Source organism: Streptomyces sp. NPDC006798, from assembly GCF_040635975.1.
GTDB lineage: Bacteria > Actinomycetota > Actinomycetes > Streptomycetales > Streptomycetaceae > Streptomyces.
The window spans coordinates 26,429-43,740 of the sequence record NZ_JBEYIS010000057.1 but is presented as its reverse complement, the minus strand read 5'-3'; the positions used below and the strand labels follow the sequence as shown (position 1 = coordinate 43,740).

The 17,312-nt window shown below is 71.2% G+C and carries 16 protein-coding genes; 8 read left to right on the top strand and 8 right to left on the bottom strand.

All coding sequences use genetic code 11. The features are described from left to right. Positions 1–430: 430 nt before the first annotated feature. From ABZ714_RS29270 to ABZ714_RS29250, 5 genes are all read left to right on the top strand, one after another. Positions 431–865 carry a hypothetical protein gene (locus tag ABZ714_RS29270; RefSeq protein WP_358828360.1) on the top strand — a complete coding sequence of 145 codons (435 nt, stop codon included), beginning with the start codon at positions 431–433 and terminating at the stop codon, positions 863–865. An 804-nt stretch (positions 866–1,669) separates the two neighbouring features. Further along, a complete protein-coding gene (locus ABZ714_RS29265) occupies positions 1,670–2,473 on the top strand; it encodes a nuclease-related domain-containing protein (protein ID WP_358828359.1) in 804 nt (267 codons plus the stop codon). Positions 2,474–3,027: 554 nt separating this feature from the next. Beyond that, positions 3,028–4,128, top strand: coding sequence for a SagB/ThcOx family dehydrogenase (locus ABZ714_RS29260; RefSeq protein ID WP_358828358.1), 1,101 nt, complete (start codon positions 3,028–3,030; stop codon positions 4,126–4,128). Between the two features lie 198 nt (positions 4,129–4,326). Further along, positions 4,327–5,619, top strand: a complete 1,293-nt coding sequence (locus ABZ714_RS29255) for an MFS transporter (protein ID WP_358828357.1) — start codon at positions 4,327–4,329, stop codon at positions 5,617–5,619. Positions 5,620–5,981: 362 nt separating this feature from the next. Further along, positions 5,982–6,674: an AfsR/SARP family transcriptional regulator gene (locus ABZ714_RS29250; protein ID WP_358828356.1), complete on the top strand. Its 693-nt coding sequence runs from the start codon at positions 5,982–5,984 to the stop codon at positions 6,672–6,674. Between the two features lie 828 nt (positions 6,675–7,502). On the opposite strand, the gene ABZ714_RS29245 is transcribed toward ABZ714_RS29250, so the two are convergent. Beyond that, entirely contained in the window at positions 7,503–8,021 is a 519-nt protein-coding gene (locus ABZ714_RS29245) for a MarR family transcriptional regulator (RefSeq protein ID WP_358828355.1), read from the bottom strand. 126 nt (positions 8,022–8,147) lie between these two features. On the opposite strand from ABZ714_RS29245, the gene ABZ714_RS29240 reads away from it, so the two are divergent. The 3 genes from ABZ714_RS29240 (at position 8,148) to ABZ714_RS29230 (ending at position 9,258) form a co-directional block, all read left to right on the top strand. Further along, positions 8,148–8,573, top strand: coding sequence for a Rid family hydrolase (locus tag ABZ714_RS29240; RefSeq protein ID WP_358828354.1), 426 nt, complete (start codon positions 8,148–8,150; stop codon positions 8,571–8,573). Positions 8,574–8,650: 77 nt separating this feature from the next. Continuing rightward, positions 8,651–8,887 (top strand): hypothetical protein, encoded by a 237-nt coding sequence (locus ABZ714_RS29235; RefSeq protein ID WP_358828353.1) that lies wholly within the window; start codon positions 8,651–8,653, stop codon positions 8,885–8,887. Next, the gene (locus tag ABZ714_RS29230; RefSeq protein WP_358828352.1) at positions 8,884–9,258 is read left to right on the top strand and encodes a VOC family protein; all 375 of its coding nucleotides are present in this window, start codon (positions 8,884–8,886) and stop codon (positions 9,256–9,258) included. The genes ABZ714_RS29235 and ABZ714_RS29230 overlap by 4 nt, the downstream gene beginning before the upstream one ends. 178 nt (positions 9,259–9,436) lie before the next feature. Here ABZ714_RS29230 and ABZ714_RS29225 read toward each other — a convergent pair whose 3' ends face one another. The 7 genes from ABZ714_RS29225 to ABZ714_RS29195 form a co-directional block, all read right to left on the bottom strand. Then, entirely contained in the window at positions 9,437–10,105 is a 669-nt protein-coding gene (locus ABZ714_RS29225) for a cinnamyl alcohol dehydrogenase (protein WP_358828351.1), read from the bottom strand. A 244-nt stretch (positions 10,106–10,349) separates the two neighbouring features. Beyond that, positions 10,350–11,717: a hypothetical protein gene (locus ABZ714_RS29220; protein WP_358828350.1), complete on the bottom strand. Its 1,368-nt coding sequence runs from the start codon at positions 11,715–11,717 to the stop codon at positions 10,350–10,352. A 63-nt stretch (positions 11,718–11,780) separates the two neighbouring features. Further along, the gene (locus ABZ714_RS29215; protein WP_358828349.1) at positions 11,781–12,569 is read right to left on the bottom strand and encodes an SAM-dependent methyltransferase; all 789 of its coding nucleotides are present in this window, start codon (positions 12,567–12,569) and stop codon (positions 11,781–11,783) included. Positions 12,570–12,748: 179 nt separating this feature from the next. Next, positions 12,749–14,092, bottom strand: a complete 1,344-nt coding sequence (locus ABZ714_RS29210) for an FAD-dependent monooxygenase (protein ID WP_358828363.1) — start codon at positions 14,090–14,092, stop codon at positions 12,749–12,751. A 245-nt stretch (positions 14,093–14,337) separates the two neighbouring features. Next, positions 14,338–15,903: an ABC transporter ATP-binding protein gene (locus ABZ714_RS29205; RefSeq protein ID WP_358828348.1), complete on the bottom strand. Its 1,566-nt coding sequence runs from the start codon at positions 15,901–15,903 to the stop codon at positions 14,338–14,340. Continuing rightward, positions 15,903–16,073 carry a hypothetical protein gene (locus ABZ714_RS29200; protein ID WP_358828347.1) on the bottom strand — a complete coding sequence of 57 codons (171 nt, stop codon included), beginning with the start codon at positions 16,071–16,073 and terminating at the stop codon, positions 15,903–15,905. Before ABZ714_RS29200 ends, ABZ714_RS29205 begins: the two co-directional genes overlap by 1 nt. A gap of 17 nt (positions 16,074–16,090) precedes the next feature. Continuing rightward, positions 16,091–17,296 (bottom strand): transposase, encoded by a 1,206-nt coding sequence (locus ABZ714_RS29195; RefSeq protein WP_358828346.1) that lies wholly within the window; start codon positions 17,294–17,296, stop codon positions 16,091–16,093. Positions 17,297–17,312 lie beyond the last annotated feature (16 nt).

Below are 17,312 nucleotides of genomic sequence, written 5' to 3'. Positions count from 1 at the left end.
GCCGCCAGGCGCAGGGGGCCGTAGGCGACCGACGACAACGCGGCGAGGCGCGGTGCCAGGGCACGCGAGCCCGGCAAGATCCGTCAGACACGCCCCAGGGCGTGTCCGGAAAGTCCCGCCCGGCCCGCGACGCCCGGCACGCACAATCGCTGTGTTGTCGGGATTCCCAAGTACGTCCAGTACGAGGGAAACCGCCCCCTGGCTTCGCCGGGGGGACCCCCACCGCCGTCGCGAATTCGCACGCACCGGACGCCGCAGGCCCCGCCCTCCGGGCGGACGGCGCTACTTTCCGGACACGCCCTAGCGCCGACGCCGCCCCATGTATCGACGTGCGGGGCGGCGTCGGCACGTACCCACGGGACGACGTACTGCGGGACGAAGGCCCCCGCCGTCCGTTGCGATCATCGCGACCCGTCGCCACTCTGCGCCTATGAGCATCTCCTACGACATCGCCTCGATCTTCCACCCCATGCCCGAGCCCGGCTCCGTACCGGAGGAGCACTTCCTCGACTTCGTCGACGACATGTACGCCGCCCGCGACCAACTGGCGGCCACCTTGAAGGACGGGGCACGGTCCGGCCGGGCGGGTGACCCGCTCCTGTGGTCTCTGCTGACCGCCTGCTACCGCAAAAGGCAGGCGGAGGCGGAGATCCGCAAACTGGTCGCCTACGCCCGGGAGTTCGCCGACCCGGACAGCTACCCGGAGGCCGAACTGGCCGCCACGGCCAAAATGCCCGTCTCCGCGCTGCGTACTCTCTACGGCCCCGACGACATCGCCGCCGTCGCGTGGGCGACCGGCCGCGAGCCGCACAAACGACGGGCGCCCGAGCCGGACGACCCGCCCGGGCCCGGGGGCGGCGGATGACGGCACGGCGACCTCACCGGTCCTCGTACTCCGGGGTGAGCGCTCCGAGGGGACGGCGGAATCGCTTGGCCTGGTACGTCTTGCGCGCCCTGCCCCGGAAGAGGCCGACCGGCCGCCCTCCTCCGCCCCGGCGTCGGCCTGCCCCGGCACCCCGGGCCGGGTCCGGCGCGGAAGCCGGGTCCGGCCGTGCGGACCGCCCCGCTCAGGCGCGCGGGGCTCCGAAGGGGAGCCCGGCGGGAGCGGCTTCCCTTCGGCCGCGGTGCAGTCGCGTCCGGCGGCGGCGCACACAGCGCGGAACCAGATGTCGGGGCGCAGCTGGAACGTCTGCCGGAGCTGTCCCGTGTCGGCGGTGAGCCGGTCCCGTCACCCGACGGGTCGTGGATCCGGATCCGGCGGGTGCTCGGCTGACAGGTGACGACACCGCGCCGGGGGCCAAATCCGACCAGCCGGCCGGAGCCCGCCCCCGGGGCGCCGCCGTACGCCGGGGCCTTCGGCCGGTCGACGTCCCGGACCCGGACACCTCCGTCGGTGTGCCGCACCGCCGGCCGGGAGCCGTCCGGATCGAAGGGCGGCGGCGAACGACGTGGCCACCGCCCGCCCCGATCGCCCCGGCTTCCCCGGAGCGCCGCCGTATCGCGGCCGTCTTTTCCGGGACGAGTACATCCTGCCCCCGGAGCCGCGACCGTACCGCTTCGGACGACCGGATGACCGGACGTCCGGCACTCGTACCGGATTGCCCGGTCGGCGGGTTCGATTCCGTCGAAGTACGGGATGTGATCTCCCGTCAGGTCTTAGCCTTCTCCGATGCTGATAGAGGTGCTCTCCGACTATCCGGGCAGTCAACTCCTCCGGACCGAGGAGCTGATCGAGAATCATCGGCGCTCCGCCGCCGCGCACGCGTCCGCCGTGGCCGAACTCCGGTTACGGCACGCGGCGTCGCGTCGGTGGTGGCAATGGACGAAGCGGCTCGCGCAACGCCGCGCCGCCAGGGCGCTGGAGGCCCGGGCACCGGTCATCGACCCGGGCGTCCACGAGCGGCGGGCGAAGCAGGAGGCGGGGGTCGACGCCGAGGAGCGGCTCACCCGCGCGCTGGAGCAACTGTCCGACGAGTGGCTGGTGTTCCGCGGCTACGCCAATCGCCGGGGCGAGATCGATCATCTGCTGGTGGGGCCCGCGGGTATCTGGGCCGTCGAGGTCAAAGGACGCGCCGTCTGTGTCCATGTGGTCGGCGATCACTGGAGTTTCGAGAAATTCGACCGCTACGGGAATCTCCGCGGCCGAGGGGTGCTGACGGACGGCGGCGGCCGTTCCTGGGGCCGGCAGGTCGGCGAGCCCGCGGCCGAATTACGGGAGTTCCTCGCGTCACGCGGTTTCGACCAGCCGGTGAGGACCGCCGTCGCCGTCCTGCACGAACGGGCGAGTCTGGGCACCTTCGACAGTTCCTCCGTCGATGTCATCAGTATCGGCACCGAATACCTGATGGCCCGTATAGATACCCGGACCACCTCATTGGATGCCCGCTCCCGCGACCGTATAGCCGCTCTGGTACGACGCGATCACGCATTCCACGCCCGCCGCCGCAGAATGCGACGCGGCCGAAGTGAATGATTTAGCGGACATGATAACGCCCCCCTGTCGAGGTTCGCTCAAGATCCGTTCGTAAGTCGTCCGCAATCTTTTTCGGCAGCGCCATACGCGCTCCGCCGACCCCGGAAACCCACTCCGACCAGGCACTTCACTATCACCCCGACTTTCGGACCTGCTCTTTTACGCCAGACTCGCCCTGCCGCCTTGATTCGACTAATCCGGGCGACGTAGCGTTCTTCACGCAGCCGGAGTTCACATCGGAAAAACCCCGGAGATTACTCTGCGGGGGGATTCCGGAAGAGCTTCGGCCCCGTCGGCGAAACGCCGTCGGGACGTCCGGGCGAGGAAATGGGGGTGACAACAATGGAGCTCGTCATCGAGATCATCGAGGACGCGGACAAGGTGCTGCTGCACCACCCGTCCAGCTGACGGCCCGCACCACCGGGCCGGGTACGGAGCGCCCGGTTGTGATGCGAGCCGTGCATCGCAACCGGGCGCGGTCCTGCCGTCGGTCGTGCTCCGTCCCACGGTACCGCCCGTCCACCGACCCCCGCCCCCGCCCGGAGAGGGAAGCCATGCCGAAAGTCCGCCGCCCGGAGCACTTGATCTGCCGCTGGCTCCCCGAAGGACTGGAAATCGGGCTCCCCGGGCGACGGCAGTGGGTCAGGCTGTCGCCGGATCTGCTGAAGGTGGTCGATACCGCGGGTACGGGCATCGAACTGGACGAACTCGTCGCCGCGTTCGGCCCGGAGAACGAGCCGAAGATCCGCGAGGCCGTCACGTCCCTGATCGGGCTCGGGGTGCTCGCCACCCCCGACGGCACCGACACCACCCCGCGGCTCTGGGAGCACTGGGGCCTGGTGGCCCGGCGCTTCCATCTGGAGGCGCGGGACGCCGCCTATCTCTCGGACGCGCCCGAACGTGCCGGTGTGGCGGAGGAGATCGTGGCCGAGGGCGGGGCGCCGGAGGCGTTCAAGGAGTACCCGGGGCATCAGGTGGTACCGCTGCCGCGCCGTACGCTCCCCCTGGCCATGCCGACGGACGAACTCTTCGCCCGCCGCCGCACCCATCGCCTCTTCACGGCCGAGCCGGTCACCCTGGACCAGCTCAGCACCCTGCTCTTCCACAGCTTCGCGCCGCACCGGTTCATCAGCGGCGGCACGTTCGGCACCCAGCAGTGCCGGGTCAGCGCCTCGGCCGGGGGACGGCACGAGGTGGAGGCGTATGTGGTGGCGTACAACGTCGCCGGAGTCACCCCCGGGCTCTACCACTACTCGGCGGCCCGGCACTGCCTCGAACTCCTCGACCCCGACGTCCCGCGTGAGCGGGTGGCCGAGCTGACCCATGAGCAGGAGGCGTCGTACCAGGGCGCCTTCACGATCTTCACCACGGCGGTCGCCAACCGGCTGGCGTGGAAGTACCGGCATCCGCGCGCCTACCGGCTGTGGATGTACGACGCCGGGCACTACGGCCAGACCTTCGCCCTGGCGGCCACCGCCCTGGGTCTCGGCCCGTTCCAGACGGTGGCCTTCGCGGACAGTGGGGTGGAGCGGCTGCTCGGGGTGGATCCCGACGAGGAGTTCGCCGTCTATCTGCTGTCCGCCGGGGTCCCGGACGGCACGGATCGCCTGCTCCCCGCCGACTACGCCTTCCCGTCGCCGACGACGGCCCGCTGACCCGCCGGCCTCCGGCGCGCGCCCGGGGTGCCACCTCGCGCCGGGCCGGTGTCCGGTTTCCCCTGGCCGGTTGACGCCGTACGGCCCCGGGACCGGGACCGTACGCTGACAGACCGCGACCCCGGCCCGGGCGGTACCGGACGACGCCCGCGGCGCGTCGCGCACCGGCCCCGGCGCACCGCACACAGAAGGCGATCCATGACTGAGCAGACCCCGCTCCCGAACGGTACCGGCGTGGCGGGAGAGCCCGGCGGCGCGCGGGTACGGGACCATCCGCGGTTTCTCCGCCTCTGGCTGGGCCAGGCGGGCGGGGCCGTCGGCGACCAGTTGCTTCCCGTGGCGCTCAGCCTCTACATCCTCCGCGAGGGAGGCGGCGCCGCCGATGTCGGCCTGATCCTGGCCGGGCGGGCGATCGCCCTCGTCGGCTGTCTCCTGATCGGCGGCATCATCGCCGACCGGATGCGGCGCACCCGCGTACTGATCGGCGCCGACTGCTTCCGCGCGGTGGTACTGCTGGCCACCGCACTGCTGCTGACCCGGCTGCCGCTGGGCCTGCTCCCGGTGATCACCGCCCTGGTCGGGGCGGGTGAGGCACTGTCCCGCCCGGCCTATCGCTCTCTCGTCCCGGCCCTGCTGCCGGACCGGTTGCTGGAACGCGGCAACGCCCTGGTCTCCGCGGTGCACCGGGGTTCGGCCGTCCTCGGCGCACTGGCCGGTGCCGCCGCCGTCACCCTGATCGGCATCCGCCCGGCCCTGCTGATCACCAGCGCCGTCTTCGCCGTCGGCGCCGTCGCCGTATTGCGCGTACCGGAAGCCGCGCGGAAGACCGGCCCCCGCTCCGCGATCCTCGGCGAGGCCGCCGAAGGGCTGCGGGCGATCCGCCGCCGCCCCTGGGTGATGGTCGTCATGGGCACGGTCTGTCTGCATCTCTTCGCCGGTGCGGCGACCGCCCTGACCCTGCTGCCCGTGATCGCCCGCGACGAGTTCGGCGGCGAGATCGCCTACGGCTACGTCCTGGCCGCCCTGGGTCTGGGCGCGCTGCCCGCCATCGCGGTGGCCGGACGCCTGCGGCCGAAGGCCCGGGGCACGGTGTCGATGACGGCGCTCACCTGCTACGCGCTGCTGCCGCTGAGCCTCGTCGGTCCGCTGCCGCTCCCCCTGGTGGTGGTCTCCTTCGCGATCGGCGGATTCGTGGTGGAGCTGTACTTCGTCTACTGGGTGTCGGCGCTGCAACGGGCGTTCCCCGAGGATCAGCTCGGCAAGGTGTTCGCGATGGACCAGTTGGGCGCCTACGCGCTGCTGCCCGTCGGATATCTGCTGGTCGGCCCCCTCGTCGAACTGTTCGGTACGACGCCGACACTGGTCGGCGGTGGTGTCGTGGTAGCCGCCTCCAGCCTCCTCTGCCTGCTGGTGCCGGGCGTCGCGCGGTTCGAGAACGTAACGGAAGACAAGGGGAAGACCACAGGGCAAAGGGTTCCGGAATCCCGTTAGGAATACCCTCGATGGTCCGAAATCGGGATTGCGCGGCGAGATCAGGCCATCGCTCGCGTGATACCCCGCCGATCCGGGCATATGACAATGCATATGCACTAGCCTGAACCGATCTGCGCAGGCGAAACGGCAACAGGCGACCACCCGGCGGGCAGCGCGGCCCGGCGGTTCAACTGCCGATGGGAGACCTCATGGGATTACCCAAGTGCCCGGCCTATGAAACACGAGAACATTCCCGTCCACCCGAGTCCGGCTCATCCGCCGGGGAGTTCTGTTTCGGAGTACTCGGCCCGCTCTCCATCGGCATCAGGAATTCCCCCGACGTCATAACGGTCGCCCCGAAAATCCGTACCGTCCTGGCGATGCTGCTCGCCGACCCGGACCATGTCGTCCCCGTGTCGGCGCTGATGCGTGAACTGTGGCCGGACGGGGCTCCGGTGAGCGGCCTCCGCACCCTGCAGACGTACATCCTGAACTGCCGCAAGTCCCTGGCCCGGCTCGCCGGGGTGGCCCCTGCCGATATCGCGCGGGACGTTCTGGAGACCCATGCCGGCGGTTACTCCTTCACCAGCCGCGGCGCCCGCCTCGACTGGCTGGAGTACCAGCGGCTGGCGGACCTCGGCGGACGGGCCGTCAACTCCGGCAGCGAATACGAGGGCATCCGGCTCCTCGACCGGGCTTTGGGCCTCTGGCGCGGAGCCGCCTTCGCCGATGTGACCGCGGGCCCGGTGATCGAGTCGAAACGCCGTCTGCTCACCGAGTCCCGGCTCGGGGTCACCGAAACCCTGGTGGAAACCAGGATCAGGGCGGGCCTCCACCAGGAGGCGATAGCGGATCTGGCGGGCCTCACCAGCGAGCACGCGCTCCACGAAGGACTGCACGCCCAGTACATGCGAGCCCTCGCCCTCGGCGGCCGCCGCGCCCGGGCCCTGGAGGTCTTCAGCGATCTGCGGACCCGGCTGGTGACCGAGATCGGGATCGAGCCCGGACTGCCCCTGCAGAGACTCCAGCTGGCGATCCTGAACTCCCACTCCGAGGCGGTACCGCCCGGCTGACCCCGGAGCCACGGACCGACCAAGGCACCTCCGCGCCGGAGGGCACGGTCGTGCGACGCACCACCGGAGATCGTCCGGGGGCCGCCGCCCCGACGATCGCCCACCCACGGACACACCCACCCCACCGCAGGACCGACGGCCCCTGCTGACGACGCCGTCGACGACTACGCCCACCTGCCCCTTCCCGCGCGATGGCCATTGATCGGCGACCCCTTCGGGACTGTCCGATCAATGCCGGGACGCGCTGTGATGGCCCCGTACCGCCGTCCGGCCGTGACGACAAGGGTGGAAGCGATGGCGGGGCGCAAGGAGAAACCACCGTCGCACCGGGCGACAGCTCCCGCTTCCTCGCCCACAGCCCCGACGGGAAGACCCTCTTCACCAGCGGTGACACCACGAAATCCATCCGTCGGCGGGACCTGGAGACCCGTGAACCGGTTCCGACGATCACCGGCCCGGACGGTCCGGTCACCGCCTTCGCCCAGAGCCCGGGGCGGCGTTCTCTCGCCACCGCCGGTGTCAACGCCTCCCGGATCCGCCTCTGGGACACGGCCACCGGGACTCCGCGCCGCAGCCTGACCGGCACCAAGTACTCCATGGTGGATCCCGCCTTCTCGCCGGACGGCACCACGCAGGTCAGCGGCAGCACCGACGGGATCGTCGGCGTCCCGGACAGCGCGCTCGCCGGCCGGACCGCCGTCATCGACCGCCTGTGCCGCGCCGTCGACCGCGGTCTCACGCCCGGAGCACCGGAAGTACCTCCCCGGTGTGCCCGGGCCCCGGCCTGCCGAACCCCGGGCCCCGGTAGCGGCCGGGGCGCGGGGTCCGTCAGCCGAAGTCGTCGGGGACGATCCGGAGTTTCTCCGCGACACGGGCGAGCGCCGCCTGGTCGGCCGGGTCGAGCGAGTCGAGGACGATACGGCGTACGGCACGCAGATGCGTGGGCGCCGCCAGGCGCACGATGTCGAAGCCCGGGTCGGTGAGTTCGGCGAGGGTGTAGCGGCCGTCGGCGGGATCGGGGGTCCGGGCGATCCAGCCGCGCCGCTCGCAGCGTTTGACGACATTGGACAGCCGGGACAGGGAGCCGCTGGCGAGAAAGGCCAGCTCTCCCATCCGCAGGGTGCGCCGCGGGGCCTCGGAGAGATGGCTGAGTACGAGGTACTCGAAGAGGGTGAGGCCGTGCTGCTGCCGCAGCGGCGCCTCCAGTTTGGCGGGCAACAGCAGGACGAGGGAGATCAGCCCCGTCCACGCCGCCTTCTCCCCCTCGTCGAGCCATCGCGGCTCCTCGTCGCCGCCGCGTCCGCCCCCGCCGACCGGGCCGCCCGCGGGCCCTCCCGTACCGCTCATGGATCCCGCCGTCCCTTCGACACAGCCCGATTCACTTTACGCGTGAAGTCATCCTCGCTACTCTCACTTTACGCGTGAAGTCATCGGGCGGGGAACGCGCACCGCCGCACAGGAAGAGGCAGCGTCATGAGCACCGTCACCTTCGGCATCACACCGGGCTACGGCGAGAAGCTGAACAAGGCCCTCGGATACAGCGGCGCCGTCCGCGTCGACGACCGGGTCGAGATCTCCGGCCAGGCCGGGGTGGACGACGATCTGGTCGTCCCCGAATCGCTGGAGGACGAGATCGTCCTCGCCTTCGACAATGTGGAACGCACCCTCGCCACGGTCGGCGCGACCTGGCGGGACGTCATTCATGTGAACTCGTACCACAAGGTCACACCGGAGGAGGGCGTCATCGGCGCCGATCACAACGCCGTCATGGCCGAGCAGTTCCGCCGCCGTCTCGACGGCCGCGAGCCGATCTGGACCGAGACGGGTGTCACGGCCCTCGGCCTGGCCGGGATGCGCGTGGAGATCCGCGTCACCGCAGTCGTCGGCTCCGGGGACTGAACCGTCCCGCCGTCCGGGTCACCGCGCCGCCGGGCGCCGACGGCGTCCACGCGGCGGCCTGGACGGGTGCGGGCCTGATGCTGCTGCTCAGCGCCTGCGCCTTTCTGCTGCTGCGGTCGGTACGCCCTCCCGGCGCCGAGGCCACGGGCCCCGACACGGGCGACGGCGAGGACACCGGGGCCGCCGAAGGCCCCGGCCGGTACGTGCCCCGGGGGAACCCGCCGCACCGGGCGCGTGCCCGTCACGGCTACGGGTACGCCTTCCGTAAGAGATGTGCCGCGAAAGCGGCCGAGAGACGAGAGGTGCGTAAGTGATTCGCAAACTGCAGGCCATCGCACTGGACTGCGCCGACCCGGTACGGCTCGCGGAGTTCTACGCGGAACTCCTCGGCGGCCGGGTGGTCGTGAATCCGGAGGATCCCGACTGGGTCGAGGTGCACGGATTCGAAGGCACACCCCTGGCCTGTCAGCGGGTGGACGGCTATCAACCGCCCGAATGGCCCGGTCAGGGCCGCCCGCAGCAGCTGCATCTGGACTTCGACGTCGACGACCTCGAAGCGGAGGAGAGCCGGGCGCTCGCCCTCGGGGCGACCGTCCTGGAACGCACGGACCAGCTCCGCCCGAAGGCCGACTGGCGGGTCTACGCGGACCCGGCAGGCCATCCTTTCTGCCTCTGTCTCCACTGAGCCGGGCGTGAACCGGGTCGGTCCGTGCCGGACCGCCGCGTGATCGAAAGGGCCCTCGACCGGCCCTGCCGACCGTACGCCGGACCCGGTCCGGACCGACCCGGATCCGGCCCGAGCCGTTCCCGGCACGCCCGGATCATCGGTCGCGCCGGTCCTCTCCGGACTTCCGTACGGTGGTTCAGCGCGTCCAGTACGTCAGATTCCGGAACTGCACCTGGGCGAGGCCCTCGCCATGGTGGTACAGCCCGTTCTTGAAGTGGCGGGCGGTGACGCGGCCTTCGTCCCGGCCGGAGTAGACGGGCTTGTCGTCGAACCAGACCTTGATGGTCCCGGCGGTCGCGTCATGGGCGATCTTGACATTGAACCAGCGCTCGTACATGCCGGTGGCGATCGTCCGGCGGCTGTAGAGCTTCACCGTGCCGCCGTCCTGGTCGTAGACGTTCAGCATGAAGTCGGTGGTGGCGCTGCCCTCCGGCCGCTTGGTCCGCAGAATCTGCACGAAGGTGGCCCCGTCGGAGCCCCGCTTCAGGAAGACGTCGCCGTCCCACATGTGACGGCCCGTGGAGTACTCCTCGTTCCAGCGCATCTCGGCCCGGGGATCGGTCCTGCTGCCCTGCTCGAAGGGCTCGTCGGTGCTGTGCACCCGCAGGGTATGCGTGTCGCTCGCCAGCTTGTAGTGGCGGACCTCCTCCCGGTCCCAGGGCCGCTGGACCTTGAAGGTGAACTTCGTCCGCTTCCACCCCGCCGTCGGGCCGGCGGCGGCCGCCCCCATGGACTCCTCGACACCCGCCGACTCCACGCCCGCGCCCTCGGCCCCCGCCGCGGCGGCCCCCGTCATGTCACTCATCCCCGTGTCCCCTCCCGTTGTCGGCGCGATGTAAGAACAATTCACACCGAACCTCAATAAATCATTGAAAAATGCCGCCAGGCCGCCCCGCCGCGACAAACGCCGGAATCAGATGACCTGAGCTGCCGTCGGGCGTATGCCCCGACGGGCCGTACCGGACTCGGTAACCCCCGTTGCCCGTACGGCTCTTCACCACAGGAGAGGGGAACGGCGCCGAAGAGGTTCACTCCGAGAACCCACGGGTTCACACACCGACCCGAGCTGTCAGAACGGCGGTTCGGTGGAGTAGGAGCCGTCCCCGGCAGGTGGGGCCGGTTTTCGTCCTCACTTCCTGGAGAACTCGTATCGCGTCGCCGACGCGGCCGAGATCGACAAGGCGCTCGGCACGGAGAGAGCCGTCGAACGCCGGGTGTTGTTCGAGAACGGTGGCGGCCTCCTCGGTACGGCCCGCGTCGGCGAGTACGCCGGACAGCGCCCGGGCCGCGTACCAGGTGCCGCCCTCGGGATGCGTCCGAACCCGCTCGATCGCTTCATCGAGCAGGCCGCAGCCGGCCATCAGCGGAAGCCGCGTCCGGAAGAAGTCCCAGCCCTCCTTGTCGCCGCTTCGCGCCTCGACGGCAGCGAGAAACTCCGGTCCTTCCCGGGACCGGCCCTGGTCGGCGTAGAGGGCGCACAGAGCGTCGACGATCCAGTCCTCCGCGCCGGTCCGTTCGACGAGCGCGCGCAGCACCTCGATCGCCTCGGCGCCCCGGCCGTCCCGCACCAGGAGCTCGGACAGCGGGACGGCCACATGCCACGTGCCGTCCGGCGTAGCCCCGAACGCGCGGCAGGCGGCGACCGCGCCTTCCGCGTCGCCGCGTTCCTCCAGTACTTCGGCGAGACGCCGCACGGCGTGCCCGTGGAACTCGGAGGCCGCGTACGCCCGCAGTTCGGTGATCCGACCGTGTCCGGCCAGCAGGTCGGCCAGCTGGTCACGGCCGTTGACGGAGGTCGTCTCACGAGTGTGGAGCAGCGCGATCGCCTCCTCGATCCGGCCCTGCCGCTCCCTGATCGCGGCAAGCAGCCCGACCGCGTTGAACGGTTCCATCCGGAGATCGCCGCCGGCGGGAGCCGCCGCCTCCACCCGGGCCGCCAGCAGCGCCGCCGCGGCCTCGTCCGTGCCTGCCGCTTCGGCGACATCGACCAGGCTTTCGGCGAGGAACCAGTCCCGAATCCCGGCGCGCAGCAGCATGAACGCCTCGTCGCCGCGGCCGTGGCGGGCCGGCAGGCGCGCGAGGAAGTCCAGCGCCAGGCGGTCTCCGGCCTCCACGTACGGGCCGCACGGCCCGATGGCCTCCTCCGCCAGGCCCCACCCCTCCCGCAGCTCCGCCTGCGCTCGGGCCGCCTGCCACCAGTTCGTGGCGACATACGGGGCGAGCACCTCCAACGGCTGCTCGCGACGGCCCCGGCACCCGAGCAGCCGTGCCCACTCCAGCGCGCAGAACCACTCCCCGGGGCCGGCCTGGAACTCCACCTCCCGCTCATGACCCAATCCGAGCAGCCGTGCCACGAACAGCGGAGGAACGCAGCCCGTCAGCGTTCGGGCCCGGTAGTCGGGATCATCAGCGTCCACGGCAGCGCGCCTTAGCCCTCACCACCGACACGGCAGCACCACGGCGGGGGTGGCCGGGTACGGCTACGGCTTGCGCCCGACGGCTCCCCAGCCGGCACGGATGGTGGCGGTACCGGTAGTGGAGTCCGGTCGCCAGTTCGGCCAGGACGTCAGCCCCGGCTCGACGAGGTCCAGCCCTTCGAAGAAGCGGGCGATCTGGGCGGGCGGGCGGAGGATGTAAGGGATGGCACCGGTCGCGTTGTAGGCGTTCTGCGCGGCGATGTGCTCGGGGCCGTCGGCCCAGCAGTGGCTGAGCGCGAGATGGCTGCCGGAGGGCAGCCGCCGCGTCAGCCGTTCGATCAGGCCGAGCGCTTCGTCCAGATCGACGATATGGCCGAGGACGTCACAGCAGACCAGCGCCACGGGCCGGGAGAGGTCGAGCGTCCGCGCCGCGCCCGCGAGGACTGTCTCCGTGTCCTGCATATCCGCCTCGACATAGGCGGTGGCGCCCTCGGGCGTGCTGGTGAGCAGGGCGTCGACATGGCGGATGACGATGGGGTCGTGGTCGACGTAGACGACCCGGGCATCGGGCGCGATGCCCTGGGCCACCTCGTGTGTGTTGTTCACCGTCGGCAGCCCCGCACCGAGATCGAGGAACTGGCGAATCCCCGCCTCACCGGCCAGATAGGTGATCATGCGCCGCAGAAAGTGCCGGGACTCCTGCGCGAAGGCACGACTCGGCGGGAAGGTCCGCTCGTACGCTTCCCCGGCTAACTGATCGGCCTCGTAGTTGTCCTTCCCGCCGAGCCAGTAGTTCCAGACACGGGCGGAATGAGCGACAGAGGTGTCGATCCGGGACTGCGGGTCCTTCATTGGGGCGTCCTCCTCAGGGGCAGCAGGGATAGCAGGGACAGGGCGGGGGGGCTCCCGGGTCGGCGTTCAGCCCCGAACCATGGGGCCCTTCCGGCCGGTGTCGGCGTCGGCGTCGGCGTCGGCAGGACTCGTATCGCCCGCCCCTCGGCCGCCTCGGCCCTCCGGTGCGCGGTCGGCTGTCACTCCGGTGTCATCGGAGGGTCGGCCGGAGTCGTCGGGAGCGGTCGTAGCAGCACCGCCCGGGCCACCGACGGGGTGAGAAGCGCTGTGACGGGAGCGGCGAGGCCCAGTACGGAGCGGAAGGCGCGCCCCACCACGGGGTCGCCGTAGTAGCGGGCCTGGACGCGTCGCAGATACCAGTCGGCCGCGCGGTCCGCGGGGCCGGAGCCGACCGCCGTGCCGATGGCGCCGGGCATCTTGCGGTCCGCCCCCGCGGAGATGTCCCACGCCAGCCGGGACGACGCCAGGATCGCCCGCTGGACGCGGCGGGTCGTGGGGGTCCGGCCCGGCTCGGCCAGGGCGTCGCGCAGGGCGACCGCGTTCATCGCCGCGACGGCCATGCCCTGCCCGTAGATCGGGTTGAAGGTGCACAGGGCGTCGCCCGTGGCGAGGAATCCGGCCGGATGCCGACCGGGAAGGTCGTAGCGACGACGGATGTTCACGGGCTGCCGGTAGCCGAACGCCGGGGAGAGCGGCTCGGCCCGGTCCAGCCACCGGTGCAGGGGCGGATGCGGCAGCCGCTTCGCGAAGGCGACGAACTCGTCCGCGCCCGTGGGCGGTTCGTCGCCGCGCAGCCCCGAGAGGATGACCAGATGAGTGCCGTCCTCCAGTGGCAGCGCGCCGCCGGCGCGGGTCTGGTCCGGGCCGGGATAGACGTAGTAGCCGGCCGTGTCGCCGTCGAGGGACCCGCTCGGGCCCCGGTAGAGGCGGGAGGCGTAGGCGAGCCCGGTATCGATGGTCTCCTCGTACGCGGCCTCGGCCCCGATCGCCGTGAGCCATCGCGCGGCCTTCGTGCCGCTGCCCGACGCGTCGACGACCAGGTCGGCCTCCAGCTCGTCCGGCTTCCCCCGGGTGCCACCGGAACGCTGCCGCAGCAGTACGCCCCGGACCCTGGCGGCGTCCCCGAGGAGCCCTCGTACGTCGGTCCCTTCCAGCACTTCGATGACCGGATCGGCGAGAACCCGCCGCCGGATCAGCCCTTCCAGCTGCGCCCGGGAACCGGTGTGGATGTGCGTGGTGGCGGGCAGCCGCCGAATCCAGCGCCCGTCCTGCCGGATCAGCAGGCCGGAGGGCATACCCACGCGTGGCGACCCCTCCGCCGTCAACTCCGTGAGAAAGCCCGGCAGCAGTGATTCCAGGGCCGTCTGCCCGCCCTCCAGCAGGACATGCGGATGCCGTCCCTGCGGTACACCGGGCCGCGGCTCCATGCCCTCCGGGAACCTGTCGCGCTCCACAAGGGTCACCCGGTCCGCGTACCCGGTGAGGGCGTGGGCGGCGAGAAGACCCGCGAGGCTCCCGCCCACCACGACGGCATGCCGCTCCTTTCGCCCGCCGCCCACGCCCCGACGCCGCTTCGTACCGGCAGTGCTCACCCGACCGTCCCCTCTGATCACTGATCCGCTTCGCCGTAGGCGTCCCAGTATCAGGCCCCGTCAAGCGAGTTCGCTGCCGAATGGCTCCGGACAGTCCCCGAAGAGCGACGGGCACGCCCCCGAGATCGTCGACGGGACAGGCCCCGGACACTCCGGTCCGGGGCCGCCCGTGCTCGCTACTCCCGAGGGTCGGTCACCGAAGGGCGCGCGCCGCTGACGGGGCGGGCACGTCCGGCGCCGGTGAGATGCCAGGCGGCGGCCTGACGGCGGCGGTCGACGAAGCGGCTGTAGACGCCGTCGAGCCGCAGCAGTTCCTCGTGGGTGCCGGACTCGGTGATCCGGCCCCCGTCCAGCACCAGAATCCGGTCGGCGCCCTCGACGGTCTCCAGCCGGTGGGCGACCACCAGCACCGTCCGGTCGGCGGCGAGCGGGGTGACGGCCTGCTGGACCAGTCGCTCGTTCACGGCGTCGAGTGAGGAGGTGACCTCGTCCAGCAGCACGATCGGGGCGTCCTTGAGCAGGGCGCGGGCGATCGAGACCCGCTGCCGCTCGCCTCCGGAGAGGGTGGCCCCGCCCTCGCCGACGCGGGTGCCGAGGCCGTCCGGCAGCCGGGCGGCGATCTCGTCGACGCGGGCCAGCCGGACCACCCGGTCCAGTTCGCCGGGTCCGGCACCGGGCCGGGCCCGCAGGATGTTCTCGGCGATGGACTCCTCGAAGAGGTACGGATGCCGGGAGAGCAGGGCGATCCGGCTCAGCAACCGCTCCGTGCCCAGCTCGCGTACGTCCCGGTCGCCGACGAGCACGGCGCCGCTGTCCGCGTCGTGGAAGCGGGCGATCAGGGAGAGCACGGTGGACTTCCCGGCGCCCGAAGGCCCGACCAGCGCGGTCAGCGTGCCGGGCTCGGCGCGGAAGGACAGGGTGTGCAGGACCGTGCGGTCCGGGGTGTAGCCGAAGCCGACCTCACGGAACTCCACCGACGGCGGCCCGAAGGCCGCGGGCCGGTCGGGCTCCGGCAGCGGCAGGGTGTCCAGTACCGCGCGGAGGCGCCGCAGCCCCACGGCGGCGATCCGCAGACCGCCGGCGACCTCGGCCACGGCCGTCAGCGGCTCCACGAAACGCACGGCCAGCACCATCACGGCGATCAGCACCGCGATGTCGCCTCCGCCGCCGAGGGCGAGTACGACGGTGAGCGCCAGCACCGAGGTGAGTACCGCCTGAAGGGCCAGGAAGAGCGGCGCGATGGCCGCCGAGTTGCCCAGGACCATGCCCCGGGCACCGGCGTCCTGGTCGGTGAGGGCCCGGTCCAGGGCAGCGCCGCCACCGCCGTAGGCCCGTAGCACCGGCTGCTGTCGCGCGTACTCCAGGACCCGCTCGGAGGCGCGGTTGGTGCCGGTCTCCCAGGTGTCCTCGACCCGCTCGATAACCCGGAGGTAGAGACGGTAGGCCAGCAGCGGCAGCGGGGCGCCGAGCAGCAGGGCGAGCCCGATCTGCCATTGCACGGCCAGGGTGACGACGACGATGGTCGCCGGGGTGACCACCGCCGCCACCACCGGGGCCACCAGGTGGGCGGGGGCGGTGGCCACGTCGACGGCGGTCTTGGTGACCAGCCGGTTGACGGTCGCCGCGCGTCCTTCGGCGAACCATCCCAGCGGGATGCGGGTCAGCGCTTCGCCCAGCCGGGTGTGGAGCAGCCGCAGCAGGGCGCTGGAGAGCTCACCGGCGTGGCGGTGGTTGCGCAGCATCACCGTGTGGTGGGCCAGCACCAGGCCGGCCAGGGCGCCACCACTCCCAGCAGCACCAGCAGTCCGGCCCAGCGGCGTCGGCCGCCGGCTCCTGTCAGCCGCTGCCGCGCCGGGCGAACCTCCAGGGGGCCCAGGAGCGCGGAGCGCGCTTCGATCACGATCTCCTCCACCGCACACAATGATCAACTTAGGCGAGCCTACCCTTACATCGCGATGTTCGGAAGGGGTGGCTCTGCCCGCCGTCGCGGGAGGATCTGTTCCCCCGCCGCCGAAACCGCCGGGAGGAGAGGCGGTCGATGTTGTGGGACGCGTTGTCGTCCGCGTGCATGGTGACGCCGCAGGCGCGGCACGCGAACGTTGCCTGGTCGACTCGGTTCCTCCGGTCGATGTTTCCGCACTCGGAGCAACGCTGGCTGTTGTACGCCGGATCGACGTACACCTGCGGCACCCCGGCCCGGGGTGCCTTGTACTGAAGGAAGGAGCCGAGCTGGTGGAAGCTCCACGAATGCAGTTGTGCCCGCTGGTCCTTGCGGAGCCGTACCCGGTCGCGGATGCCCATGAGGTCTTCCAGGGCGATACCGCGTCCGGTGCGTTCAGCGGTGGTGACGATCTTCTTCGAGATGATGTGGTTGATGTTCGCGGCGTACCGCGCTTCCTTGCGGCTACGGTGCTTGAGGCGTCGTTTGGCGGACTGGGTACCCTTGGCCTGGAGCTTGCGGCGCAGTTCGAGCTGCCGCTTGCGGTGCCGGTTCAGGCCGCGTCCGGCGGCCCGGTAGCCGGTGGATGTGGTAGCGATGTTGACGATGCCGAGGCCCACGCCGATAAACTCGGACGGTTTCTCGTTGACCGGGGCCTCGGGGATCTCGCACACCGCGATCAGGTAGAAGACGCCACCACGTTCCATCAGATCCGACTCGCCCCTGCGGTACTCGCGCAGCGTCTTGAGCGCGTCGGCGGAGCAGACGAAGGCGACGTCCTTGAGGCGTCCGGCGGTGGTCCAGATGCTGACGGTCTGCGCGTCGTACTGCCACGACAGGCAGCGGTCGTCGTACGGGTGCGCGGACTCGGGCCGGAAGGTGACTGGCTTGGACTCGGCCAAGCGCCGGCGCTTGGAGCCGGGCTTGCTCAGGTTTCCCGCACGGAGGTTCGCCTTCAATGTGGTGTAGGCGTCGCGCACTTTCTTGATCGTGTGCTGTGCGGCCTGCGCCCCGAGCCCGGCGGCCTTGAGCTCGGCATAGGTGTGCTTGCGCGGTTCGTATTCACGCGGCACACCATGAGCGAACGCCACCTCGGAAACCCAGTTGGCCCGCTCGTTGACCATGTGCAGGGTCGCGCCGATGGCGAGCGCCTGCACGGCATCCGGAATCAGCTTGACCTGCACGACGATCTTCATGCGGACCATCATCCTA